Here is a 26,758-nt window from a genome sequence, read left to right on the forward strand (position 1 = left end):
ATAATTTTGCGTTATTAGCGGATACATTAATGAACTTATGGTAAACTAACATTCTGGATGGTTCATTCCAGCCAGCCAATTAAAAACTATTTTTAGAGCGTTCAACACGCTTATTCATGATTTTTTTATAAAGGTGGACTTATTTTGATGAAAAACAAATCGAAGCTTTTATGGTTAGGAAGTTTTTTCTTGCCGTTTTTACTTCTGTTGCTTGTATGGATGACATTACAACTTGCGCCTTTTGGTGACAACAACTTATTAGTTAGTGATTTAGGCACACAATACATGCCTTTCTTGAGTTTTTTAAAACGCTCTTTTCACGAGGGAATAACTACATTCTACTCTTTTTCCAATGAGATTGGTGAATCGATTGTTCCTTTGGCAGCCTATTACTTACTGAGCCCTTTTAATGTGTTGGCTTTCTTTTTTCCTTATGAACAATTACCTATAGCAATTTTATGGATTATTACCTTAAAACTTGCCTTGATGGGCACTACGATGTTTAGCTATTTAAAATACACCTATCAAAAAGTTGATGGCACCACGTTACTTTTTTCAACGTCCTATAGTTTCTGTGGCTTTGTCACCGTCTATAGCCAAAACTTTATGTGGTTGGATGCACTGATTCTATTCCCGCTTATCATATTGGGACTCCAACGTTTATGGGATCAACGCAAATGGGGCTTATACAGTATAACCCTGTTTTTAGCGATTGTGACGAATTACTACATGGGTTATATGATTTGTCTCTTTGCTGTTTTGTACAGTATCTATTGGTTCTTTAAAAAGAATACCCAAGCCCATGCTATTCGGCAATTTTTTAAACAAAGTCCGTTATTCATCCTCGTTTCTTTTTTAACAGGAACCGCAACTAGCTTTTTATTATTACCTGCAGCAGAAGGAATGCTCTATACAAAAAAAGCAGATTTTGATGTCTCGACGTTCTTTTTAACGCCTAAGTTCAACACTTCGTTCTTCTCGCAATTAGGCTTAGGTTCTATTAATTATGAGTTGCGTTTAGACCATTTACCAACCGTTTTTGCTGGATTATTTGTGACACTCCTCTGTGTTGCCTATTTTCAAACGAAACAAATTGCGTTAAAAGAAAGAATAGCTTCAGCAATTCTTTTATTCATTCTCTTTTTAAGCTTTTGGTTAGAAGCCTTTAACACTGTCTGGCACATGTTTCAAAGCCCAGCTGGGTTCCCTTACCGAAATGTCTTTATCTTTAGCTTTTTATTGATTGTCTTTGCCTATGAAGTTTGGCTTAAAAAAGTGACCATTCCTTGGACCGCACCTATTATTTTTAGTCTGCTGTTAGTCATTGGCTACGGATCTTTGTATTATGGTCCACAAAAAAATCTCTTAATTTCGATCAATTATTTATGGCTAAGTTTACTTTTTATTTGGTTGATTTTCTTTTGCTTGCGTTTAGCACACAAAAAGGCCTTAAGAAACTATGTAGTCGTGGCTTTATTCTTACTGGTCAGCACAGAATTAACAACGAATTTCTGGATTTCTTTTAAACATATGCCCTTTGGTAGCCAAGCAACATTTGCCCAAGATTACCGAAAACACAGCCAATTAATCGATGAAAAAATGGCCTCAGCACCAGAACTTTATCGCATGAAACAAGTCATTCCTTCCAAAGAAACAGGGTTCCGTGAAATCAATAACGGCTACAATAATCCTTTACTTTATGGCTATGCTGGCGTTTCTAGCTATACTTCGACTTTAACTGCCACTACCCAAGACACATTAAGTGCGCTAGGTTTATATCGAAAAAATGATCGCCGGATTGCCTATGTGGATAATTCACAACTAACCAATTTACTTTTAAATGTGAAATATGACTTTTTACCAATTGAAAAACCTACGAGTGAAAAATTGCTAAAAACAGTTGGTTCCACGAAAATCATGGAAAATGATGAAGCGATTGGTATGGGCTTTTTGGCGCCAACCGCATTAACCAAGTTAAAATTAGCAAAAAATAATCCTTTAGATGCCCAAGAAGAACTCCTGCAAACGCTCGTGCCGACGGATAAACCTTACTTTAAAACAGCTTCGTTGATAAATGAACCTCATCATACCAACGAAACAATTGAAGCAACCTTTAAAGTGAATAGCACTGGTGACTTGCATCTTTATATTCCGAATTTAAAATGGAAAAAAGTTACACAATTGAAGGTAAACCAACAAGTTATCTCGACGCCGATTTATATTGCAACCAATCAACTGTTCAATTTAGGGCATTTTGAAAAAGGAACTACCGTGACCCTGTCACTAACTGCTGAACAAGTGGTTGATTTAACCAATTGGCAACTTCAAACTTTAGACCAAACAGCCTTTAATCGTGCGGTTGACAAATTACGCCAACAAGCTCTTCACGTGAATGCAACTAAAAAAGGCCATTTAAATGGCGCACTGAATGTACCTGGAAATGACACTCAGTTACTGTATACGTCCATTCCTTATGACCAAGATTGGCAAGTCAAATCGTCGCTACAAAAAGAACCCTTAAAAACACAACGCATTCTAGGTGGCTTTTTAGCTGTTGAAGTCCCAGCTGGCAAACAGCAGTTAACCTTTGCCTATCATCCAAGAATGATTTATCTCGGCACTGCCGTCAGCGGAACGATTTTACTGGGAACGGCTGGTTATCTTGGGTTTAAAAAATACCGTCGAAAACGTCAGGAGGCCACTCATGACTAATCAGAAAAAATTTTTAAATGGACTCATTCGGTGGTTACCCCTAGTTGGACTGGTGCTTTTCTTCGGCTTAATTCTATGGGGATATTCCAGAGGAATTTTTCATTCTGTTGCTTCCTTGCAAGCTTTTATTAAACAGTTTGGTAACTATGCGGTTCTGTGTTTCATTCTTTTACAAATCGTCCAAGTGATTATTCCTATTCTACCTGGAGGAATCTCTTCTGTTGCAGGAATGTTGATGTTTGGCAATTTGCAAGGCCTTTTGTATAGCTATCTTGGATTGATTATTGGTGAGTTTATTGGCTTTTTACTGGTTCGTTACTATGGACGTAGCTTTGTAAAAATAATCCTTTCACCCAATAAATACAAAAAATTTGAAGAGATTTTAGACAAAAATGAACACAATGTCAAAAAGCTCTTAATCTTTACTATGTTAGTCCCCTTCGCTCCAGATGATATTGTTTGTTTAGTGGCGGGAATTACAGATATTTCTTTAAAAGAATTCATGAAAATTGTTCTTTTATTGAAATTCTGGTCTGTGGCTACTTACAGCTACTTAATGTTGTATTTGTTTCAATTATTTGGCAAATTATAACAAAAAGACAACAAAACCAACGTTTGGTTTTGTTGTCTTTTCTTTTTTAGATTGAACGTAATTGGGCAATCCGTTCTTTGACAGCCTCTTGTTTTTCAAGGTAGTCTTTTTCTTTTGCACGTTCTGCTTCCACGACCTCATCTGGTGCATTTGACACAAAACGTTCATTTGAAAGTTTGCCTTGCACACGTTTGACTTCTTTTGTCCATTTGTCTAATTCTTTTTCTAACCGAGCAATTTCTTCCTCGATATTAATCAACCCAGCTAATGGTAGGAATAGTTCTGCGCCTGTTAAAACAGCGGACATGGCTAATTCTGGTGCTTCTATTTCACGACTGATGACTAATTCCTCTGGGTTACAGAAGCGTTCCAAGTAGCTAGTATTAGCTGTTAAAAATTCTTCTACTTCTGTATCGTTTGTTTTAATTAACAAAGTAATTGGTTTAGAAAGTGGTGTATTCACTTCTGCTCGAATATTCCGAACCGAACGAATAACTTCTTTCAGAACTTCCATTCCTCGAGCTGCTGCTTCATCGTTAAATTCTTCATGAACAACTGGGTACTCTGCCACAACCAATGACTCACCTTGATGCGGAATTTTTTCCCAAATTTCTTCTGTTACAAACGGCATAATTGGATGCAATAAGCGTAAGATTTGATCCAATGTGTACACCAAGATGCTCCGTGTTGTTTGTTTAGCTGCTTCATTGTCTCCGTAAAGAATTTCTTTACTCATTTCAATATACCAATCACAGAAATCATCCCAGATGAAGTTGTATAATTGGCGACCTGCTTCACCGAATTCAAAACGATCAAATAATTCTGTGACACGGGCGACTGTTTCGTTTAAGCGCGTTAAAATCCAACGATCAGCGACAGTCTTTTCACCACTAAAGTCAATATCTGCAGCAGTCATACCTTCTACATTCATGATAACGAAACGACTTGCATTCCAAATCTTATTGATAAAGTTCCAAGAAGCATCCATTTTTTCATAACTAAAACGAACATCTTGACCAGGTGCTGAACCATTTGATAAGAACCAACGTAACGCATCTGCGCCATATTTTTCGATGACATCCATTGGGTCAATCCCATTCCCCAATGATTTACTCATTTTGCGTCCTTGCTCATCACGAATTAAGCCGTGAATTAAGACATTTTGGAAGGGACGTTCGCCTGTAAACTCTAAGCTTTGGAAAATCATACGACTTACCCAAAAGGCAATAATATCATAGCCAGTAACTAATGTGCTTGTTGGGAAGTAACGTTGATAATCTTCGCTTGCTTCATCTGGCCAACCCATCGTTGAAAATGGCCATAAAGCAGAACTAAACCATGTATCTAAGACGTCACTATCTTGAACCCAATTTTCACTGTCGGCTGGCGCTTCCATCCCAACATACATCTCGCCCGTTTCTTTGTGATACCAAGCAGGAATTTGATGGCCCCACCATAATTGTCGCGAAATAACCCAGTCATGTACATTTTCCATCCAACGTAAAAATGTTTGATTGAAGCGTGGTGGATAAAATTCAACAGCGTCTTCTGTTTTTTGATTTTCTATTGCTTTTTCAGCTAATGGTCCCATTTTTACAAACCATTGGGTCGATAAACGAGGTTCCACGACAACGCCTGTTCGTTCTGAATGGCCCACGCTGTGATTCATTGTTTCGATCTTAATTAAGCGACCTAATTCTTTCAAGTCAGAGACAATCGCTTTACGTGCAGCAAAACGATCCATTCCTTCATATTTTCCAGCCAGTTCATTCATCGTACCGTCTTCGTTCATAACATTTACTCGAGGTAAGTCATGACGATTACCGACTTCAAAGTCATTTGGATCATGGGCAGGTGTTATTTTTACAACCCCTGTTCCAAATTCCATATCTACATAGTCATCTGCAATAATTGGAATTTCTTTATCGACTAATGGCAAGACAACTGTCTTACCAATAAGTTCCTGATACCGTTCATCTTCTGGATGGACCGCAATCGCCGTATCTCCCAACATTGTTTCAGGACGCGTTGTCGCAATTTCAACAACGCCAGAACCATCTGATAATGGGTAGCTCATATGGTAAAAAGCTCCTTCAATATCTTTATGGATTACTTCGATATCAGACAATGCTGTTTTCGCTTTCGGATCCCAGTTAATGATATATTCACCACGGTAAATCAAATCTTTCTCGTAAAGAGAGACAAACACTTTACGAACGGCCTCAGATAGCCCTTCATCTAAAGTAAAACGTTCACGGCTGTAATCTAAAGAAAGGCCCATTTTTGCCCACTGTTCACGAATGTGAGAAGCATATTCTTCTTTCCATTCCCACACTTGATCAACAAATTTTTCACGACCTAAGTCGTAACGTGAAATTCCTTGTTGTGCTAGTTTCTCTTCTACTTTTGCTTGTGTGGCAATTCCGGCATGGTCCATTCCTGGCAGCCATAACGTATCAAAGCCTTGCATTCTTTTTTGGCGGATAATCATATCTTGTAATGTTGTATCCCAAGCATGCCCTAAGTGTAGCTTCCCTGTTACATTAGGTGGTGGAATAACAATTGAATAGGGCTTCGCTTTTTTGTCGCCACTTGGTTTAAATAAATCTTGATCTAGCCATTTTTGATAACGGCCAGCTTCGATTTCTGTCGGTTGATATTTCGTTGGTAAGTTTTTTTCTTCTGACATTTTTTCCCCTTCTTTCTTAAAATACGCGATTTGGAGCGGTAATTATTTTACAAATGAGTTTTTTTGGGCTAAACACTAAAATACGCCCTAAAATACTTTCGTATTTTAGGGCGTAGATTCATCTTATTTACGCGGTACCACCTAAATTGCATTTGAATTGAATTCATTCAAATGCCACTCATTCGTGAGATAACGTTCACGAAACGAATCGTTCTACTAACGTACTGTGACTGTGTTCAAACCATTGACTCACAAGCTACCTTCTCACTGGTTGTGTAAAAGTCTTGCACCTGAACGACTTTTTCTCTAAAACGACGCCAATGATACTCCTCTTGTTCGCTGTCTTTGCTTCATTCTACAATGAAGCGCAAGCAAAGTCAATTTGTAATCTAGAGGGATTACACTTTTTTTGCAGCTTCTAACGCTTGTTGATAATCGGGTTCCGACGAAACTTCTGAGACGATTTCTTCATAAACTAACGTTCCTTCTGGGTCAATCACAAAAATAGCACGTGCTAAACGGCCCATTTCTGGAATATACAAACCATAAGCTGCACCAAATGAGTCTTCAGTATCATGAAGCATTTCCATTTCGACACCCTCAGCGGCACACCAATTTGCTTGTTCTTCAACTGTGTTATTGGAAATCGTGATAATCTGAACACCGTCTAATTTCGCCGCTTCTTGATTGAAACGTTTCGTTTGCAGTGAACAAACACGTGTGTCGATATCAGGAACCACACTAATTAAAACCGTTTTACCTTTATAATCTGCCAAGTTGATTTCTTGGTTGTTTAAATTTTTCAAAGAAAAGACGGGGGCTTTTGTGCCAACTTTAGGCTGTTCACCTGTCAATTCTAATACGTGCCCTTTTCTTGTAACATTCATTCTGAAATCCTCCTTTTCCACTTTCAATAATAAGTATAGTAGAGGATTTTTATGAAGACAATTTTATTGCTTTGGGCTATTTGCTAGTGAAAAAGTTTCATTAAAATAAATTAGTGTTTGCAGTTCCGTTGTTAAATCAATATACTGCACACTAACGTTGGCTGGCACACTGACACGGTCTGGCGCAAAATTTAAAATCGCAGTCACACCCGCTTGTACAATTTTGTCGATGGCTTTTTGGGCATGGTGACTTGGTACTGTAGAAATGGCTACCGTGACCCCTTCTTGTCGAACGAATGCTTCTAACTCAGACATATCATGAACTAATAATCCATTAATCGTGGTGCCAACTAAAGCCGAATCATTATCAAAAGCACAGACAATATTCAAATTCTCGTTGCGTCTAAAATTATTTTTTAATAATGCCTTGCCTAAATTGCCACAACCAATCAGAGCAATTCTTTTTTCTTCTTGCGTATTTAAAATATTACTAAATACCTCAATTAAATACGGCACATCGTAACCATAACCGCTTCGGCCCAGTTCACCAACGTGGGAAAAATCACGCCGAATCGTTGCAGAAGGAATCTGGATCATTTCACTAAACTCTCGTGATTTAATGCGTTTAACACCAGAATCCCCTAACATTTTTAAATAACGTAAATAAACCGGCAAACGTTTTGCCGTTGCTTTAGGCATTTTTTTCTCCATCCTCTGTCCTCCTTGTTACCTACTTCACATATTCAGTTTATCACGGTTCCCCTCTCCGAGCAACTTGTTTGTGAAATAAGTACAAAATAAATACAGTGACGTCTAAGCGACCGTCACTGTATTTATTTCTTATAGGAAATCTGCAAATTCGTCTTCTTGTTTATCTTTCGCTGTTTCTGCTGAAATCTCTGTAATTTTGAGTCCTTCTAAGGCCCGAGCCATTAAACCTTCCAAGTCTAAGCGCGCTTCATAATCTTGCGCTTTATCCAAGCGAGGTCGTGTTTTCGGTTGCGGTGGCGCAAAAATTGTACAGCAATCTTCGAAGGGTTGGATGGCTAATTCAAACGTGTCAATTTTTTCGGCAATTTCGATAATTTCTGTCTTATCCATTGAAACAACGGGTCGAATTATCGGTGTTGAGGTAACCTCATTAATTGCTACCATACTTTGAAGTGTTTGCGAAGCCACTTGTCCTAACGATTCACCATTAATAATGACTAAACCTTTCCGCATTTCACGAATTGCATCTGTTAAGCGTAACATTAAACGTCGTGTAATGGTCATTAAGTAGCCTTGGGGAACAACTCGTTTTATTTCTTCTTGAATTTCTGTAAAGGGCACTTCAATAAATTGAATAGTTCCTACATAAGGGACTAATTTTTCAGCTAAATCTTTAGCCTTTTGTAACGCTTGTTCACTTGTATAAGGTGGACTAGCAAAATGGACAGCTTCCACTTCCACGCCACGTTTCATAGCTAAATAACCTGCAACTGGTGAATCAATGCCTCCTGACAACATCAACATACCACGACCACTGGTGCCCACTGGTAATCCACCCGCACCGCGAATCGTTTCATAAGATAAATACGCCGCATCTTTACGAATTTCAATTCTTAAGTTAATATCAGGCTTTTTCATTTGTACTTGAATTTCCGGAATGGCTTCAATAACTGCCCCACCTAATTCTTGATTCAAGCCATTTGAATCAAGTTCAAATGAATGGTCCGAACGTTTAGCAGTAATTTTAAACGTCTTACCTGGCGTATAAACTTCCCGAACAACCTCTTGAACCATTGCACGAATCGCTGGCATTTCTTTTTCAATACGAATACTTGGCGAAAAATTTTGAATTCCAAACACTTTACTTAGTTTCGGAATCACTTCTTCACTATCTTCCCCATTTAATAAAATATGCATTCTATCTCGATCTGCATGGATTTTCAATGCTGGAAAATCAGCTAACGCACGTTTCACATTTTGTGCTAACTGCATGATAAACGTTTTACGATTTTTTCCTTTAGTTGATAATTCGCCATAGCGAACCATAATTTCTGTATATTTCACTTTCTATTAATCCCTTTCTAAATCGCTTTAAAACAAAGCTTACAATTAGTTTTCATTATATTTGCTAACAATAAAGCTAACAATTACTATTCTAAATTTTTAAATCAGTTAATTTCTTAGAAACATCATTCATTCTTCCATTATAAAGGTGCCCATATTTTTCTAAAGTAGTTGTTATACGACTATGACCCAATCTTTCCTTAATAACCAGTGAATCTTCCTTAAGGGCAATTAACATAGAAGCATGAGAATGTCTTAAAGCGTGTATCTTAATCACTGGCACATCTGCTAAGTCACAAATTTTTTTAAGCCAGCCATGCGTTGTAGACTTAGCCAATGTTCCACCATCTATAGAAAATATAAGGTTTATTTTTAAAGGAGATTGCTGTTCTCTCCATATTTCAAAAAGCCGTAGCGTTTCATCGTCAAGAGATACGGTTCTAATACTACTTTTTGTTTTTGGCGTTGTAGTTCTAAACTCTCTTTTATTTTTAACAAGCATCGTCTTATTAATATAAACAACTTTACTGTCAAAATCAACATCTTCCCAATTCAAAGCTAAGGCTTCACCTAGCCGAAGACCTGTCATGAATAAAAATCTAAAAAACATTTTTTTAAAGAACAATAAACTATCGCTTTCATCACTAAGCAGCATTACTTTTTGCATATCATCTATAGTCCAAATGTTAACTTCTTTCTCTTCAACACGAACTCTACTTACTTTTTTTGATATATCTTCATCAATAAACCCAAAAATAAAAGCTCGCTCAAATACGGATTGAATATTACAAATGATCAAATTAATATACTCTGGAGATAAACTTTCACCTGTTTTAGTTTTATACTCACCAGATAAATAATTAATCAATTTTTGTAAATCAACCGTTTCAATAGCATTTATCTGTACCTCATTAAAGATAGATAAATGATTTTCAATTATACCTGTATTGTGCATGTATCCTAATAAAGTGGACACATTTTTTGGTATACTCTTAAATAAATAGACACAAATTTTGAAAGGACTTTTTAATATGGGAAACAACAGAAAATCACCACGTAAATTTGATGAAGAGTTTAAAAAATCCATTGTGAAACTTCACGAAAGTGGTAAAACTCAAAATGCTTTAGCTAAGGAGTACGGCATTGCTCTTTCTTCAATTGCTCGTTGGGTCAAACAATATTCCGAAGTAAAAATTGACGATGACACGATCCTTACGGCCCGTCAAATCAAACAGCTACAAAAACGAAATGCGCAACTCGAGGAGGAAAATTTAATCCTAAAAAAAGCGATTGCCATATTCACGCCTCGCTTGACGAACGATTAAAAGCCATACACATTCTTCGATATGAACACAGTATTGTTACACTCTGTCGTGTACTCAAAGTCAATCGTTCCACTTATTACAAACGCTTTTCTGGAAAAGTAGCCCCAAGAACAAAAGAAAATCAACACCTAAGAAAAGTGATTTTAGAAATTTATACTTCTTCTCAAAAACGTCTTGGCGCTGCAAAAATCCGCCAGATTCTTTTGCGTGATTATGGCATTTCGATTAGTATTGGTCGTGTTTATCGCTTGATGAAAGCAATGGACCTCCCAAAAATGTCTACAGTAAAGCCTGTTTTCAAAAAAAGGAAAAACAAGGTTTCTTTGACACGGCCAAATCATCTAAACCAAGCGTTCAATCCACCTGCACCAAATCAAGTTTGGACAAGTGATTTTTCTTATATCCCCATCGGGAAGAAAACATTTGCGTATTTGTGTGTCGTTTTAGATTTGTTTTCTAGAAAAGTAATTGCTTGGACCGTAGGATCAACGATTGATACAAAACTAGCCATTCAAACATTAGAAAAAGCACTTCATTCTCGAAAATTAATGAATCCTGTTCTTTTTCATACAGATCAAGGGTCTCAATATACCTCTTTTGAATTTAGAAAGTTTATAGAGCATCATCCGATTGTCCATTCTCTTTCAAAACCAGGTTATCCGTGGGATAACGCCGTTACCGAAGCTTTTTTTAAATATATGAAAAAAGAAGAATTAAATCGCCGTTCATTCCATTCAATCGAAGAAGTACGTTTGGCTTGTTTCGCTTACATTGAAGGATTCTATAACACCAAACGTCCTCACGGAACATTAGATATGCTTACACCAAATGAAAAGGAGGCTCTTTACTTTGAATGTCTTTAAGTATCTTCTCTTTTTGTGTCTACTTTATTGACATCTATCCATGTACAATATGCTTATACGGCTTACTGGTATCTATTTCTCTTGTTTCTTGACCATCTATCCAAACGTGTTTTATTTCTTCTGGTTTAATGGGATTCCCATCTTTGTCTACTACATTCTCAAAGACACTTCCTAAGTCCCATTTCTTACCTACGTATAATTTTGTGTCTTTTAATTCTGCTTTTGTTTTGTCTTCTTTCACCGTTACTGTAAATGAAGAGAACACTTCTTTATTTTGTCCTTTCAAAGTATATATTTGATAGTAGACACCGGGTCTGTTTGTATTAATGGATGCATTATTAGTCTTAATTCGACTATCAAACCAATAAACAGGCTTTGCATCTTCATCATATGCTTTCACAAAGTTATTCTGTGGATTCCATATTACTCCTTGGTATATTGTAGTATCTTTTGTTTCCAAGACTAAATCATGTGCAACTCTAATATCTGAAACATAGAACTGAATAGGATTCTTGTCTTTTTTCCAATGAAATTTAACTAGTGCACTATTGCCCTTTTGGCTTGTGTCAAGGGGATCATTCATCCATGCCCATTCAATTTCAGAAATAGGAATGTCGTAACCCTTGTTATCTACTGCTTTTAAAATAACCTTTTCGTAGTTAAAAGACTCTCCTTCCTCGATATAATAAGGATTTATTATATCCATTTGACCAACTGTATCGCCATAAGGTTCTATCATTTCTGCTTGAGTAGATATGGTTTTGGTTTCCGAAAAAACCACCTCTTCTTGTTTAATAGAGAAAATCAGTACAAATAGAAGTAGTATAAACTTTTTTTTCATATGAATAGTTCTACCTCACTTTTTCTTTATTATTTTTAACAGTAAGTAGATAATAACCCCTACAGTTAAAATAAGCATGAGCGCTAAAATACACACTATATAATTATTTTTATTAGTTGAATCTTTTATATTGACTGCGTCTTCATTATATTTTTTTACATTATCTTTTATCTCAAATTCTTTATTAAATGACCACTTGTGCCCTACCTTATCAACTGCGTTTAATTTCAATCTATATTTACCTGGTTGAAATGCTTGATTATCCCATGAAATTGGAAAGTCATAGTTTGAATTTGGAGCCATTGATTGATTTTTTTTGACAGTTTTGCGAAGGACTTCCGCATTATTTTCTTTATAGACTTCAGCGGTAACAGTCATATCTGTAATCATTGTTGCAGTAGTATTTTGAAGATTCGCAAACAATGTTGTTCGATAATTGTTTAAACCAGGCTCAACAGTGTTTAGTTTTAATTCTGGTGTTACTTTTTTCTCTGTTTCTGTCAGCTGTAACCCGATAACATAGGAATAGTCATTTTTTATTTGAACTTTCTGATTCGTAGAAGCTTCTTTGTCCTTCTTATGAATATGGAACCCACCTAAAAGAACTCCTTCAAAAATTTTTTCAGGCATTGTGATAGTATAAGGTATTTCTTTTTTTTCTTTACTATTCAGCTTTATGATTTGGTCACCTGTGATAATTTCTTTTAAATCGTAGGCTAAACTATTATCTTTTCTTTCTTTTGTTCCTTTATAATCAACGACACCATTGTCATTCGTTTGTGCTGTGTGATAATTCACTTCTAATTCAATTGGATTTTCCGAATGATTTTCAAAGATAATGCTGATTGTTTGCTTTTGTTTAGGTTTCATGAATAAATCAAAATACGTATGTTCGTTGTTTCGCTGATTTTCTGGTAAGTTCGCCTTGACACTATACGCCATGTCCGCTGCACAGGCTCTATCAGCCGATAGTATTGTGATAAAACAAATGATACAGAGTGAATAGATGATTTTTTTCATTAGTTATTCCTCCTATTAGCTCTTAGTATCGATAGAATAGTAGCACTTAGAAAAAATGCTAAAATACCCAATGTGAATAATAGCCCACTCATTTTTGAACCTGTACTAGGCAAAAGCGTTTTTGAATTTTTATCTAACCCCATATTCTGAGAATCTTTTCTTTCCACCTGTTCTTGCTTCTCTGAGCTTTCTACAAATGTAATTGTGACTTGACTTTCAGCATTTGATTTTTGTTGTGTATTAGAAGCGTATCCGTCCTCTTTGATTAAAAATCCACTTAATATAACTAAGAGCACAACTAACTTTTTCATATTTATTCACCTCTAACTAATCTATATGATGTATGTAATTTACTCTCTAAAGCTAATAACTAGTTATCAGCTTTAGAGAACCTATTTTATTAAGCTGGTGCATCGGTTAATTCCCAACGGATAACGCTTGAATAGTTTTGTTTAGCTTTCGCTGAACCAGCTGGTACTTTTAATTGTACATTCGCATTATCATCTTTTGTTCCAGAAAATACATCTAGCCAGGTCCCCATGCCTTGATCTGTTCCCGCTTGCATAATTACTTGCATGTCTTTGTTCAAGTTGACATCATATCCTAGAGGTTTTTCAGATACATTTCCATTTGTTGATTTAATGCTACCGTTTTTTAAAGAGAGTTCTGCTCCTTTTAATATTTTTGTCTTATCTTCATTGTTAAATTCATCAATAGATGCTTTTAGTGTCCAACCAGCTCCAGTGCCTCGCCGGTCAGTTACCTGTACATAAGGATGTTCTGTCTTCGCATTATAAATAGCTTCTTTCTCTTTAATTTCCTGTTCTCCGAAATCAATGCTAGAAACATGATCAATTGTAAGAGGTCCAGTATTTCCTGTACCAGGTACTTCTGGGTCTGGATTTGGCTTTTCCGGATCAGTGGGATCTACTGGAGGCGTCGGTTCAGTAGTTTCACCTACAACTGTCTTTACTGTACTTTTTGATTCTGCTTCACTTTTCATTTCCGCGTGTGTGATTTGAGCACTAACGAAAAGCGAAGTAATAACTAAACTGGTTCCTAAAAATAGTTTTTTCATACGTATATTTCTCCTCCTGTTTTGTTTGTCTGTTAAAAAATCTAGCTAGTTTCCACTCTTTCTTTGTATGGACAAGAATTATCCTCAAAATAACTTGTCTGTCATAGCATAGCTGTTCCCTACACATAATGACTTTTTCGTGTGTAATTTACTGTATTTCCTCCTTTACTTTAATAAGATAACCAAACACATATGTCAGTCTGTTCTTGCTTCAAAATAAAAATAGGGAGAATTTTCTTATACATCTACTATGGATATAGTAATATTTTGTGCTTACACACCAGACATATATGTTTGGTATACACCTATTTATCCTTATGAGATACAGTATTTAATGCTAGTAACTATCTAAAATCATAGTGTTGACTTATTATCCACTTGGTATATGAATCTTTATCCTTTATCAAACAGTTGCCTGAATAAATAGATGATTATGTGTATACTGATACCCCACGTAAAAATAGCATCTTTTTCCGCCAAAGTCTTATCGTGTTTTTTTTAGTTTTGTTACTTTTTGGATAAAAACCTGTCTGATAGTCTAAGTCGAAAGACTAGTCTTCTGTGATAACTAGTAAGGTTCAGCTGTATATTGATACACAAAAAAAACCTCAAATTTTATTAATTGAGGTTTCGCTTAAATTTATTTAGTATTTAAAATACTGTTAACATATTCAACGATGGAAGAACACCAAGTATGTGGATCTAAAGCATGACGAATTAAAAAATAAGTTTTTTCTTTAAAAGAGGTCGAAGGGGTATCAGAAATAATAATATCTGCCAATTCATACCTTTCTACTATTTCTAAAATTTTTGTACTATATCTGTGTTTTAATGCATTCACAACAATCATTCTGTCTTCTGAATGATGTTGGAATTCAACGTATATTTTTAGAGGCTGTTCCACAGCTAACTTCACATAACTAGTGACTAAAGGAATTAGGCTATATTTTAATTTTGCGTATGACCTTTCATTTTGATAACCATAAAAATATTTATCAAATAATACTTCAACACGCCTATCAACAACACCTTTAAATTCTACAGTATGTCTCTCAAACATAAACTGGTGCAACCCTAAATGATGAACAATAACTAACCTTTTACATAACGTATATAGCAGTTCATAGTAACAATCTTGAGATATCGAAAAGTTTTGTTTGATATCCTCTAGAAAATACATACACGTTTGTATGATTTCATTTTCTTCAAGTGTCGTATAATTCTTTCCAACTAGAATTTTCTGACTTCTATCACGTAATTCTTGTATGAAATAATGAACCATAAATAAGAAATGAATGTTTCGATCATCATTGAATACGTCGACAGTTTGATTTATATAAAATGGAAATTCACCATCGTTATCCATCAGTTCACCTATTTCAATAATATTTTTAGATAGGCAAAGTAAAGGGTCCTTAACGTGAGAGGTTATTTTATAGATTGCTAAAATATTCAAAATTTTATCTCTATTACAGTCGCTGAGTAACTCTAAGCTATCTAAAATTTTTGGGGGTTGGTAAGATAACAGCGCTTCTTTTTCACTGTCTTGAAATACCCAATCATTTCCATGGGAAACTAACATGACTAATAAATAGTGAAAAATTATTTTAGAAGATTCACGCCCCTCAATATAAAGATCAGATTTATTAACTTTCACTAATTTTAAATCTGTTTCTAAGTAATAGAAAAAATTTTTCAATCTTTTTATTATTTTATACGTATAAGAATCACTATAGAACAAGTGATCAGCTAATTCTTGCAAACAAAAATAGCGTTGTTCTAATACGAATAGCAATGCTTTGTAAACACTTGAAGAAAGTAAATATTTTTTTCTTAACTGCATAAGCAACATTGTATAAGTTGCTTCATTTATTTCAGAATTAAATGAGACAAACTTATCTTTAACTACTATTATATTGTTAACCTTATCAAAGAAGTGAAGGCTTTTGACTTCTTCATCCAATACTTTTAGGACTCTCTTTAATTCATTTTTAGAAACTTGGCAGAGATTTTCTAGCTCATTCATTTGTTTGCCTCTAGGATACAGATTATAAACTACAACCAAGCTCTTTAATTGTGTTTGGCTTAATACAAGATTTTTTAATTTATCTAGTTTCATATAAATTCCTCCTTCTTATCATCTATATTTTGAGTTGTATATACCAAAAATAAGATTCCAATAAAGATAGGACTCAAATACGAAGTAGGAAATCAACAAAATTTTAGAACATCAACCACTATACTTGAAGCGTAGTCCTAATACAATAGATAAAAATATTTAAACATCTATCAATTTTGTAAGATATTTAATACATCCTAATATTATACATACTAAAAATACACGATTGAACAAACATTCAAGGTGTATGTTTGTTCAATCGTGTACGGATGATTTACAGGCAATATTCTTTGATAAATTAAATGAAACATTCTTAATTACGGAAGTATTTTTTGTATTTTATTCTGCTCCTATACAGAGACTTAATTCTCTGTATTATCTGAAATTCAACGTAATTTTCTATGTTATCAGATAGAATTTCTATTAATGTTTGTCGGTAAAAACACTTAACATATTTCAAGTTTTTTTAATAGTAATTGATTTCCATAGATTACATTGTCTCCAATTAAAAAAAGCAACAACTGCTAACACAAGAGCTAACAATCATTGCTTTTTGAACTTATTTACTGTACGAAAAAAGACCTTAAAAACCAGTATTCTCAATACATTTCAACAGAAACTACTACCTGAAATCATAATTTCTGTATACTTCACTCAATTAATTCCTCTCTGTTCCTGTATCTTCACAGGTCAATGTCTTTGCAAATTATACATCAAATAAGGGGCGTTTTTCTAGTGCTTAGTCGAAAAAAATAGTTGATTCATAAGTTCATTGTCTTATGAATCAACTATTTGATAACTTTCTCTCTTGCTTATTGCGCATTCAGGATCCACATGAATCCGACAAAAACAAAGAACAAGCCATACATAATTGGCGAAACTTCTTTCCCGCGTTTTGCCGCAATCATTGTAATTGGATAGAAGATAAAGCCTAAGGCAATCCCATCTGAAATGCTGTATGTCAATGGCATTCCTAACAAGATTAAGAAGGAAGGAATCGCAATTTCCATCTCGTTCCATTTAATTTTGCTTAAGGATTGTGCCATCAAAACACCAACAATAATCAACGCTGGTGCTGTAACTTGCGAAGTGACAACTGCTAACAAAGGAGAAAATAGCAAACTGAAAATAAATAAAATCCCGGTTGTAATAGCTGTGATTCCTGAACGACCACCCACAGCAATCCCCGCAGATGATTCGACATACGCGCCAACTGGTGATGTCCCTAATAGAGAACCAGCTAACATCGCTGTTGAATCAGCGGCTAAAGCTTTCCCCACACGCGGCATTTTATTGTCCTTCATAAAACCTGCTTGATTGGCTAAGCCCACCAACGTACCAGCCGTATCAAAGAATGTTACTAATAGGAACGTTAAAACCACGACCCACATTTGAATCGTATTGATATCTTTCACATGTCCTAACGCCACTAAAAATGTTGGTTCTAAACTTGGCGCGCTTGAAATAATCTTATCAGGCATTGGAATAACGCCTGTCGCTAAACCAACAATCGTTGAAATCGCCATCCCAATAAAAATACCACCCGGTACTCGACGAACTAACAAAATTGCAGTTACGACTAAGCCGACAATGGTAACCCACGTTGAACCAACATTCAAAGGTCCTAAGCCAACGAGTGTCGCATCATTAGCCACAATTAAGCCACCTTGGCTTAAACCAAGAAAAGCAATAAACAACCCGATCCCACCTGAAATGGCAAATTTCAAGTCTGCAGGAATTGCATCAATAATTAGCTCGCGTAATTTAAAAATTGTAATTAAAATAAATATCAATGAAGCCACAAAAACGCCTGCTAATGTCGTTTGCCAAGGAATCCCCATACCAACAGAGACTGAATAAGCAAAGAATGCATTAATTCCTAAAGCTGGTGCTGTCGCAATCGGATATTTCGCCAACACACCCATTAAAATACAACCTAAGGCACTCGCTAAAGCGGTGGCAGTAAAAACAGCGCCTTCGTCCATGCCAGAAGCACCAAGTACGGTTGGATTAACGAACAAAATATACGCCATTGAGATAAATGTGGTGAAACCAGCTAACATTTCTCGTTTCATATTCGTATTCAATTGTTCAAGTTCAAAATATGAACTTATTTTTTCTTTCATGTTCCGTCCTCCTAAAATCTAAACATTTTACAATGTTCGTAAAATATTCAATTTATTAATGAAACAACGTGTTTAATCATATAATAAACCAACAAATAAGTAAATATCAAATTCTAAATTCTGTAAAAAACGAACAATCACGATTAAAAAAAGTATTCCTTTCTAGGAATACTTTTTAAATTAAATCGTTTGTGTGGTCGGGCGAACAACCATTTCACTGATTGACATACGATCTGGCGTGTCTATGGCAAAGACCACTGCTTGCGCAATGTCTTCCGCCTTTAAGCCCCAACTTAACTGTTCTAGATGTAACGTTTCAGCTACTACTCGATTAGAAATTGTTTGATAAAGTTCTGTTTGTACAGCACCTGGTGAAATAATCGTTGATTTAATGTTATTCTCTCTTTGTTCTTGTCGCAATCCTTCCATAATTGCTCGAACAGCAAACTTTGTTCCACAGTAGACAGCCGAATCTGGATAAACGACATGTCCTGCCACAGAATCAGTAGCAATAATCTGCCCTGATTTTTGTTCAACCATAATTGGAAGAACTGCCGCAATGCCATTTAAAACACCCATAATATTAATATCTAGCATTTGACGCCATTCTCCTTTTGGTGCTTCAATAAGAGGCGCCGTTGGCATAACTCCTGCATTGTTAAAAAGAACATCAATTCGTCCATATTTTTCCATTGTAAGCTTGATTACACGCTGAACTTCCTCTTCTTTCGTTACATCTGCTTGTTGCACGAGAATCGTTGCTTCAGGAAGTTCTTTTTTTATAGCAATTAAACGTTCTTGTCGACGTGCTGCAATGACTAACTTCGCTCCTTTTCTGGCAAGTAAACGGGCTGTTGCCTCACCGATGCCACTGGAAGCGCCCATGATAACAATAACTTTTTCTGATAATGATTTCATTATATTTCCTCCTTATCTTCCTGAATCCAACGAATAATTTTAGCTGGTGTTCCTGCAACAATAGCGTTAGCTGGCACATCTTTAGTTACAGTCGCATTAGCTGCTACGATAGCATTTTCACCAATCGTAATACCTGGTAAAACAGTGACACCCGCGCCTAACCACGCAAATTTTTTAATGGTAATTGGTGCTAGCAATACGCCTCGCCGTTTCATTGGTAGTTCCGGATGATTGACACTTAAGAGATTAACGCGCGGACCAATTAAAACATTGTCTTCAATTATAATGCCCCCTAAATCAACAAACATAGCTGCCCGATTAATAAAAATATTTTTACCAAAATGTATATTGCGTCCAAAATCTGTATAAAAAGGCAATAAAATCGTAACGGTTTCGTCAATTTTGTCTTGGATAATCGTGGCAAGAAGATTCCTTACTTCATTATGTGTATAGGCTTGTTGATTTAATTCTATTAAATAGCGACTATTTTCCTCTTGAATCTGATGAATAAGTTGAAATAGTGGTTCATCTTTATCAATGCTACCTGTTGCAATTAGTTCTTGGAGATTTTTTGTAAGCATTCCTAATCGCCTCCTTTTGCTAAATTTATCGTAATACGTGACAACTCCTCTGTCTAATACTTATAATAAATAGATAAGTATGCGTTTTAGTTATAGGAGGGAAAGTAATGGAATTACGAGTGATTCACTATTTCTTAGCAGTGGTCCAAGAAAAAACGATTAGTGGCGCAGCCAAACAATTGCATGTATCACAACCAACATTATCTAAGCAATTAAAAGAATTAGAGGAAGAATTAGGCGTGACATTATTTATACGAGGAAATCGACAAATACAATTAACACCTGAAGGAGAATATTTAGCTAAACAAGGGCAAGATATTTTAAGCTTAGCGAATAAAACAGTCACCAACTTGTCGCAAAATGAATTCATTAATGGCGAAATCACGATTGGTGGCGGCGAAACAAAAGCTATGTCTTTTTTAGCGAATGCACTACAACAAATAACAAGCCAGCACTCAGCTGATATTCACCTTCATTTATACAGTGGGAATGCAGATGATGTAATAGAACGGCTAGACAAAGGATTATTAGATTTTGGTTTAATTATTGAGCCTGCACCTAAACAAAAATATAGCTATTTAACATTACCAGTTGTAGATACATGGGGCTTAATTACTGTAAAGGACCATCCCTTAGCCACTAAAAATGTTATTACTGCAGCCGATTTAAAAGAAGAACCTTTATTTATTTCTCGACAAGCACAAGTTCCGAGCCAACTCTCTGATTGGCTCGAAGCAAGTCTAGATCAGTTCCGAATCGTTGGGACCTACAACTTACTTTACAACGCTTCACTGATGGTAGAAGCTGGTCTAGGTAGCGCCCTAAGCATTGATGGTATTCTAGAAACAAAGCAAACAAATTTACGTTTTATCCCGCTATATCCTGCTTTAACAGCCAAAATTAATTTAATTTGGCGCAAAAATACGGTTCTTTCCACAGCTGCTGCATTATTTTTAGAACAAATAAAAAAAAGTATTCAACGCCCTGAATAATAGGTCGTTGAATACTTTTTTAAATCATCACTGTGATCGTAGCTGCTGCCAAAATCAAAACTAAGCCGATAATCGTTACGGTCATTTCCTTGGCTGTTTTCTTTTGACCTAAGAACCAAATACCTGTCAACGTTGCAAGCACAACTGATGTTTGGGATAGAATAAAGCCCGTTGCCAAGCCGTTCATATCTGGCTGCGCTGAAATTAAATAAGTTAACGCTGCAAAGGCGAAGAAAAAGCCTGAAAAAATTTGTTTGTAGGAAACGGCTTCTATAAATGGGGATGTTTCCCCACCCTTAATAGTGACAACTGCTGAATAAATAACTGCCACAATTACCATGCCTATTGCTTGTGGTAAAAAGGCATGCATGCCATCAATTGCCGTCGCTTGTGGTGCTGCAGAGTACGCCCAATAGCCGATTTCACCAACAGCTAATAGAAGAACTGCTTTTTTCATAATTCCAGCACTCTCAGCGGATTCCGTTTCAGACCAGACCGTCATTTTGGCACCAATCATGATTAACACTAAGGCAAATGCGCCTAACAATTTGGCTGTCGCACCTGGCCAGTTTCCTAAGAAAAAGACACCCCAGAGAGAAGCCCCTAAAAGTTGGAACGCGGTCGTTACTGGCATGGCACGTGATGAACCAATCATCGTGAAGCATTTAAATGTAATGATTTGCGCACAGGCCCAACCGACACCAGATAAAATTGAAAAGAATAAATCCATGCCCGTTGGAAAAGCTAAACCATTAATCATTGAAAAAATAGCGGCAAAAATTAATGTTCCTAAACTGGTACCGAGAATTTGATTCACTGGACGACCACCAATTTTTGAAGCGATTGTTGGGAAAAGCCCCCAACCTAGAAGCGGTCCTAAACCGATTAATAATGCAGTCGCATTCATCTCTATTTCCCCTCTTTCGTTTAAAAGACAACGTTACTTTCTAATAAAATATTTGCGTAAGGGGTCATTTCCCCTGTCCGAATAAATGCATGGCAGTTGTTTAATTCTTGTTTCATTTCTGTATGAGGAATAAAACTGATGGGAGTTTCTGGTAAACGAGTTTCAATTGCTGTCAACATATCAGGATTTTCTGTTTTAATTTCTTCTGCTAAATAAATTCGTTGAACTGCCAATTCCTCAAGAACATTGTTTAAAACTTCCATAAAACTAGGGACACCATTGGTAACTGCTAAATCAATTTTTTCTGTAGTTCGAGGCACAGGCATGCCTGCATCGCCAATACTTAATTTATCAAAATGACCCATTTGTGCGATAACGCGGGAAATATCTGAATTAATAACTTTTGTTTTTTTCATGTCGCTCGCTCCTTTTTATTTGTCTGCCAATTCGTGTTGATAAGGAATCGAAGGTTGGGCTCCAAAACGTTGAACAGTCAGTGAGGATGCCTTGTTTCCATAACGAATAGCTTCTTCCAAATTGCTAAAGTCTTTCTCTAATATACTACTTAATGCGCCAATAAAAGTATCGCCAGCAGCCGTTGTATCAACCGCTTTCACTTTAAAAGCAGGCACAATACCACTTCGTCCATTGACGTCATAAAAGGCGCCTTTACTACCTATTGTAATAATTACTGCTTCAATCCCTAATTGATGAAGTGCTTCTGCGGCTTTACGCATACTCGCTTCATCTGTGATTTTAATGCCTGTTAAAATTTCGGTTTCTGTTTCATTTGGTACAATCATATCTGTAACGTTTAGTAATTCTTCAGGAACTTGTTCTAACGCAGGTGCGGGATTTAAAATCGTTTTGACGCCTGCTTTTTTAGCAATTTTAAACGCTGCAATCGTACTATCAATCGCACTTTCAAATTGGGCAATCACAAAATCACTTTTTTCAATAATTTCTTGATGTTCCTGGACTTGTTTTGGCGTAAAGGCGTTATTGGCTCCCGCGTAAATCATAATGCTATTTTCACCAGCGTTATCTACCATAATAAAGGCTTGGCCAGTAGCTGTTTTTTCTAAAGTGGTGACCCCAGTTAAATTAATTTCATCTTGACTCATTAAATCAGTCATCATAGCTCCAGCGCCATCATTTCCCACAGCACCAATAAAATATGTTTCTGCGCCTGAACGTTTCGCTGCGACTGCTTGGTTTGCTCCTTTACCACCACCCGCTGTAAAATGTTCAATGGCGTGAATTGTTTCGCCTGGTTTTGGCATTTCTTTGACTCTTAATGTTGTGTCTAAATTGATACTTCCGATAATTGTAACCGCGTTCATTTTCATCCACCTCAATAAAATTTATTTTTTCATTTTAATTAAAACGTTTTAGTAAAACGTTTTAATTCCACAACAAAAATATAGCACACCTTGAAAGCTATTTCAAGGGTGCTGTCGAAAATCGTTCAATCAGTTGGACAGGCAAGGTTTGCTCCTCCCAATCTTTTGCAGGCTGATGGATTCTTTCCAATAATAAAGTCGCCGTAGTTTGCCCCAATTGAAAAACAGGTTGAGCAATTGTTGTTAGCGGCGGCGAAACATATTCGCACATATCAACATTGTCATAACCAATAATACTATAATCCTCAGGAATTTTTTTGCCCGCTTCTGCTAATCCTCGATATAAACCAAAAGCAATTTCATCATTGATAGCAAAAATTCCGGTGCTCTCTGTTTTTAAAATTTCGGGGACAGCTTGGTAGCCGCCGGTTTTTGATAATTCTGTTTCGATCAACTGGATCTTTTCCGTATAAACAGAACAAAAACCTTTTAACCGTTGCTGAATATTGACTGGCGCATGTGGTGGCATTACCACGACGACCTGTTCATGTCGTTGCTCTTGTAAATGCTTTGCTGCTAGTTGCCCACCTCTATAATCGTCTGTCAAAACAGCGTCGCTAAAGCCTTCTGCTTTTTTTTGGTCAAGTACAATAAATGGAATCTTTTTCGCACGTAGCGTTTCATTAATCGTTTGATTGGAAATTTCAGAACTTGCAATCACAAAGCCATCGACACTACGACGAATCAACTCTGTTAAATATTCATGTTCTCTTGTAACATCTTGGTCCGCATTGCATAACATCAGTATAAAATTTTCTTTGTATAAAACACTTTCAATTCCTCGAATCAATTGCGCGAAAAATGGATTGGTAATATCAGGTACGATTACGCCAATCGTCTTACTTTTTTTCATCACCATACGTTGCGCAAAATAGTCGGGCTGATAGTTTAATCGCTCTTTTGCAGCCAATACTTTTTCGACCGTTTTCCCACTAAACCGTGCCCCATTCCCGTTTAAAATTTGTGAAACGGTAGTAATGGAGACCCCTGAATCATTGGCAACATCTTTAATTGTAACCTTTTTATTTGTCATCCTACTTCTCTCCTTGCCGTGAACGCGCCATTCACCGGACCTCTTAATCTCATTTAATTTACTACAATCATTTACTTTACGCAACCACAAATAAATACGTACATTCGTTTAAACCGTCCTTTCATCCCTTCAACAAATTTCGTTGTTCTACTTTTAAAATGTTATACTGTAGAAAAAATGATTTACTTTTTGCTGAATGGAGGGCCTTAATTGAAAAAGAAATCGATTGGTTTGTTGTTAGCTAGCGCATATTTGTTCCACACACGTTCTCGTCAAAAATCCTTAAAAGCCTGTCTTTTTGAAGATTCTTTACGTCTTTCCCAAATTGCTCGCCTTGAACGAAATCCGAAAGTCACCAAGGCTTTTTATCATTGGCAACGATCATTAAATGAACAAGTAACTTTGCCAAAACATTTACGTCATCTTTTTCCTCTTCAAGAAATGACTCAATTTCCTACGATGTATCGCATGTCAAACTCCGTTATTGCGCCTACCAAGAAAGCTGTACTGTACCTGCATGGTGGGGGCTTTACATTGAATCTTGCCTATAGCCAATTAGACTTTAGTTATAAACTAATTGAAGATCTCCCTTTTGCAACAGACTATTTTATCCCTGTATATCCATTAGCACCAAATAAGTCTTTTGCTGATATTTATAATCATTGCTATGCTGCTTATCAAGAAATTTCACAGCATTATGATCCCGAAGATGTTATTTTATTAGGTGATTCTGCTGGTGGCACATTGGTTTTAAACGTATTGCAGAATTTAGCCATCGATTTCCCTGAACGCTTACCAAAAGCTGCTGTTTTAATTTCTCCTTGGTTAGATGGACATTTAGACATTCCTATTGCCAAAAGTTATCAAAAAAAGGACAAAATGATTGGCATGAACTATTTACAATTAATTGCCCAAGAGATTGATGACACGGCTAATCACGCCACGCTTTCTTTAAATTGCTTGTCCTTTGATTATCAAAAATTTCCGCCACTTTTTTTCGTGGGCGGCACACATGAAGTTTTTTGCCCTTCCTATCACCAATTTTTAAAACAATTAGGGTCACGACCACAAGATACTTGCCGATTGGTGCCTGGAATGCAACACGTTTTCGCAATGAAACAATACTTGCCAGAAGGACGACAAGCGCGGAAACAAATTGCACAGTTTATCCAAGAACAATGGTAAAAGGCAAATGGGACAGAAGTCGTTTTGACTTCTGTCCCATTTGCCTTTTTAGAACAAAGCACTTAGTTTTCTTCGGCGACTTTTTTCTCCCGCATAGTTAAAACAGCGCTAGCCAAAAGAACAACCACTACAAAAACAATGATTCCTCCTACTAAAAGACTCGGACCTGCCTCACCTAATTTGCCTAAAAATAGGCCTGGGATTAAATAATCTGTATCCGCAAACGTTGAGGATGCTAACTGTAGATCACCCAAGACTGGTAAAATAAATAACGGTAACCAACTAATTAATAAGCCATTAAACGCAGCCCCTAAAATCGCTCCTCGACGTCCCCCTGTGGAATTTCCAAAAACGCCTGCCGCGGCACCACAGAAAAAGTGCCCAACAACGCCTGGTATAATCACAGTGGTATTCAGACCAACCATCGCTAACATTGAAATAGTTCCCACAATAAAGCTCACAAAGAACCCAATCAAGACAGCATTTGGCGCATAAGGAAAGATAATGGGAACATCAAGTGCTGGTTTAGAATTAGGCACTAATTTTTTAGCAATTCCTTGGAAAGCTGGCACAATTTCTCCTAAAACCATCCGCACACCCTGTAAAACCACTACGAAACCAGCCGTAAAGGTTCCTGCTTGAATTAATGAAAAGATAATCGCATTTTCGCCATTGCTTAACTCATGCTCGACATAGCCTGTCCCAGCCAGCAAAGCCAAAATCACATAGACAATCGACATCAAAATCATAATTGAGATGGTTGAGTCTCTTAAAAAACCAAAACTTTTAGGAATTTTAATATCTTCCGTTGACTTTTCTTTATTCCCAAAGACTTTTCCAATAAAGCCACTTGCCGCATAACCAATATTCCCTGTATGCCCCATTGCTACTTTATCATTTCCAGTAATTTGTTTCATAAAGGGCTGACAAAGAGCAGGTGTCACTGTTAATAAAGTTCCTTCAAATAAACCACCTAAAAGAATCATTGGCAAACTAACGCTAAAACCGGCCCCCACTAAAATAACGGCTGTCAAACACGAAACGTACATCATCGCTTGACCTGTCAAAAAGATATATTTAAAACGTGTAAAACGCGCCAACAGAATATTAACAACCATGCCCACCAACATAATCAGAGCAGTTGGTGTCCCATATTGTTGCAAGGCAATCGCTACAACCGCTTCATTACTAGGTACCACGCCTTGTGTATTTAATGCGGTTTGGAACATCTCCGCAAAGGGCGTTAATGAGTTCGCCAATAGCCCTGCGCCACCAATTAAAACTAAGAAGCCGACGAATGTTTTCAACGTTCCTTGAACAACATCAGAAAATTTCTTTTTCTGTAAAACTAATCCCAACAAAGCAATTAATGAAACCAGAATCGCTGGCTGGCTAACAATTGAAACAAATAAATTCAATAAAGTTTCCATGT

Annotated in this window: 23 protein-coding genes and 1 other annotated feature; of the genes, 5 read left to right on the forward strand and 18 right to left on the reverse strand. The window is 36.4% G+C overall.

The features are described from left to right. The first annotated feature begins 147 nt into the window (after positions 1-147). Positions 148-2,712 (forward strand): YfhO family protein, encoded by a 2,565-nt coding sequence (locus tag IGJ63_RS11430; RefSeq protein ID WP_010823194.1) that lies wholly within the window; start codon positions 148-150, stop codon positions 2,710-2,712. After that, positions 2,705-3,304: a TVP38/TMEM64 family protein gene (locus tag IGJ63_RS11435; protein ID WP_002355114.1), complete on the forward strand. Its 600-nt coding sequence runs from the start codon at positions 2,705-2,707 to the stop codon at positions 3,302-3,304. Before IGJ63_RS11430 ends, IGJ63_RS11435 begins: the two co-directional genes overlap by 8 nt. 46 nt (positions 3,305-3,350) lie before the next feature. Here the strand turns inward: IGJ63_RS11435 and IGJ63_RS11440 are convergent, their stop codons facing one another. The 5 genes from IGJ63_RS11440 to IGJ63_RS11460 form a co-directional block, all read right to left on the reverse strand. Next, positions 3,351-5,993, reverse strand: coding sequence for a valine--tRNA ligase (locus IGJ63_RS11440; RefSeq protein WP_016627222.1), 2,643 nt, complete (start codon positions 5,991-5,993; stop codon positions 3,351-3,353). A gap of 103 nt (positions 5,994-6,096) precedes the next feature. Beyond that, positions 6,097-6,342 (reverse strand) — a binding site (T-box leader). Positions 6,343-6,391: 49 nt separating this feature from the next. Beyond that, positions 6,392-6,880 (reverse strand): thiol peroxidase, encoded by a 489-nt coding sequence (tpx, locus tag IGJ63_RS11445; protein ID WP_002355111.1) that lies wholly within the window; start codon positions 6,878-6,880, stop codon positions 6,392-6,394. A 63-nt stretch (positions 6,881-6,943) separates the two neighbouring features. Beyond that, complete coding sequence (locus tag IGJ63_RS11450; protein ID WP_002365189.1) at positions 6,944-7,591, reverse strand: redox-sensing transcriptional repressor Rex; 648 nt, start codon at positions 7,589-7,591, stop codon at positions 6,944-6,946. 129 nt (positions 7,592-7,720) lie between these two features. After that, positions 7,721-8,935, reverse strand: a complete 1,215-nt coding sequence (gene thiI, locus IGJ63_RS11455; protein ID WP_002359156.1) for a tRNA uracil 4-sulfurtransferase ThiI — start codon at positions 8,933-8,935, stop codon at positions 7,721-7,723. 91 nt (positions 8,936-9,026) lie between these two features. Then, on the reverse strand, positions 9,027-9,911 hold the full coding sequence (locus tag IGJ63_RS11460; RefSeq protein WP_438746490.1) for a tyrosine-type recombinase/integrase: 885 nt from the start codon (positions 9,909-9,911) through the stop codon (positions 9,027-9,029). A 55-nt stretch (positions 9,912-9,966) separates the two neighbouring features. Between IGJ63_RS11460 and IGJ63_RS11465 the strand changes: the two genes are divergently transcribed. Then, a protein-coding gene (locus tag IGJ63_RS11465) for an IS3 family transposase (RefSeq protein WP_438746138.1) occupies positions 9,967-11,123 on the forward strand; the annotation gives its coding sequence in 2 pieces (ribosomal slippage) (positions 9,967-10,225 and positions 10,225-11,123; 1,158 coding nt in all). 34 nt (positions 11,124-11,157) lie between these two features. Here the strand turns inward: IGJ63_RS11465 and IGJ63_RS11470 are convergent. The 8 genes from IGJ63_RS11470 to IGJ63_RS11505 all read right to left on the reverse strand — a co-directional run bounded on the left by IGJ63_RS11470 (position 11,158) and on the right by IGJ63_RS11505 (position 19,806). Further along, the gene (locus IGJ63_RS11470) at positions 11,158-11,964 is read right to left on the reverse strand and encodes a bacterial Ig-like domain-containing protein (RefSeq protein WP_438746492.1); all 807 of its coding nucleotides are present in this window, start codon (positions 11,962-11,964) and stop codon (positions 11,158-11,160) included. 15 nt (positions 11,965-11,979) lie between these two features. Beyond that, the gene (locus tag IGJ63_RS11475) at positions 11,980-12,984 is read right to left on the reverse strand and encodes a DUF916 and DUF3324 domain-containing protein (RefSeq protein ID WP_438746494.1); all 1,005 of its coding nucleotides are present in this window, start codon (positions 12,982-12,984) and stop codon (positions 11,980-11,982) included. After that, a complete protein-coding gene (locus IGJ63_RS11480) occupies positions 12,984-13,295 on the reverse strand; it encodes an LPXTG cell wall anchor domain-containing protein (protein ID WP_438746495.1) in 312 nt (103 codons plus the stop codon). The genes IGJ63_RS11475 and IGJ63_RS11480 overlap by 1 nt, the downstream gene beginning before the upstream one ends. Before the next feature lie 89 nt (positions 13,296-13,384). Then, complete coding sequence (locus IGJ63_RS11485) at positions 13,385-14,062, reverse strand: WxL domain-containing protein (protein WP_438746497.1); 678 nt, start codon at positions 14,060-14,062, stop codon at positions 13,385-13,387. Positions 14,063-14,702: 640 nt separating this feature from the next. Continuing rightward, entirely contained in the window at positions 14,703-16,181 is a 1,479-nt protein-coding gene (locus tag IGJ63_RS11490) for a helix-turn-helix domain-containing protein (protein WP_438746500.1), read from the reverse strand. Between the two features lie 812 nt (positions 16,182-16,993). Further along, positions 16,994-18,307: an NCS2 family permease gene (locus IGJ63_RS11495; RefSeq protein ID WP_002355107.1), complete on the reverse strand. Its 1,314-nt coding sequence runs from the start codon at positions 18,305-18,307 to the stop codon at positions 16,994-16,996. A 180-nt stretch (positions 18,308-18,487) separates the two neighbouring features. Further along, positions 18,488-19,225 carry an SDR family oxidoreductase gene (locus IGJ63_RS11500; protein ID WP_002359155.1) on the reverse strand — a complete coding sequence of 246 codons (738 nt, stop codon included), beginning with the start codon at positions 19,223-19,225 and terminating at the stop codon, positions 18,488-18,490. Then, positions 19,225-19,806 carry a DapH/DapD/GlmU-related protein gene (locus IGJ63_RS11505; RefSeq protein ID WP_002355105.1) on the reverse strand — a complete coding sequence of 194 codons (582 nt, stop codon included), beginning with the start codon at positions 19,804-19,806 and terminating at the stop codon, positions 19,225-19,227. Before IGJ63_RS11505 ends, IGJ63_RS11500 begins: the two co-directional genes overlap by 1 nt. A 107-nt stretch (positions 19,807-19,913) precedes the next feature. Here IGJ63_RS11505 and IGJ63_RS11510 point away from each other — a divergent pair, with 107 nt between their 5' ends. Further along, positions 19,914-20,798 (forward strand): LysR family transcriptional regulator, encoded by an 885-nt coding sequence (locus IGJ63_RS11510; RefSeq protein ID WP_438746502.1) that lies wholly within the window; start codon positions 19,914-19,916, stop codon positions 20,796-20,798. Between the two features lie 19 nt (positions 20,799-20,817). On the opposite strand, the gene rbsU is transcribed toward IGJ63_RS11510, so the two are convergent. The 4 genes from rbsU to rbsR form a co-directional block, all read right to left on the reverse strand. Continuing rightward, on the reverse strand, positions 20,818-21,705 hold the full coding sequence (rbsU, locus tag IGJ63_RS11515) for a ribose/proton symporter RbsU (protein ID WP_002359154.1): 888 nt from the start codon (positions 21,703-21,705) through the stop codon (positions 20,818-20,820). Between the two features lie 20 nt (positions 21,706-21,725). Continuing rightward, the gene (rbsD, locus tag IGJ63_RS11520; RefSeq protein WP_002375705.1) at positions 21,726-22,121 is read right to left on the reverse strand and encodes a D-ribose pyranase; all 396 of its coding nucleotides are present in this window, start codon (positions 22,119-22,121) and stop codon (positions 21,726-21,728) included. A 15-nt stretch (positions 22,122-22,136) separates the two neighbouring features. Further along, positions 22,137-23,054: a ribokinase gene (gene rbsK / locus IGJ63_RS11525; RefSeq protein ID WP_173962162.1), complete on the reverse strand. Its 918-nt coding sequence runs from the start codon at positions 23,052-23,054 to the stop codon at positions 22,137-22,139. Positions 23,055-23,145: 91 nt separating this feature from the next. Further along, positions 23,146-24,141: a ribose utilization transcriptional repressor RbsR gene (gene rbsR, locus IGJ63_RS11530; RefSeq protein WP_085444077.1), complete on the reverse strand. Its 996-nt coding sequence runs from the start codon at positions 24,139-24,141 to the stop codon at positions 23,146-23,148. 210 nt (positions 24,142-24,351) lie between these two features. Here rbsR and IGJ63_RS11535 point away from each other — a divergent pair, with 210 nt between their 5' ends. Next, positions 24,352-25,326, forward strand: a complete 975-nt coding sequence (locus IGJ63_RS11535; RefSeq protein WP_284955349.1) for an alpha/beta hydrolase — start codon at positions 24,352-24,354, stop codon at positions 25,324-25,326. 62 nt (positions 25,327-25,388) lie between these two features. Here IGJ63_RS11535 and IGJ63_RS11540 read toward each other — a convergent pair whose 3' ends face one another. Continuing rightward, complete coding sequence (locus tag IGJ63_RS11540) at positions 25,389-26,756, reverse strand: PTS ascorbate transporter subunit IIC (RefSeq protein WP_010824201.1); 1,368 nt, start codon at positions 26,754-26,756, stop codon at positions 25,389-25,391. Positions 26,757-26,758: the final 2 nt, after the last annotated feature.

Origin of the sequence: Enterococcus sp. DIV1375a (assembly GCF_051712205.1) — a bacterium.
Taxonomy (GTDB): domain Bacteria; phylum Bacillota; class Bacilli; order Lactobacillales; family Enterococcaceae; genus Enterococcus; species Enterococcus faecalis.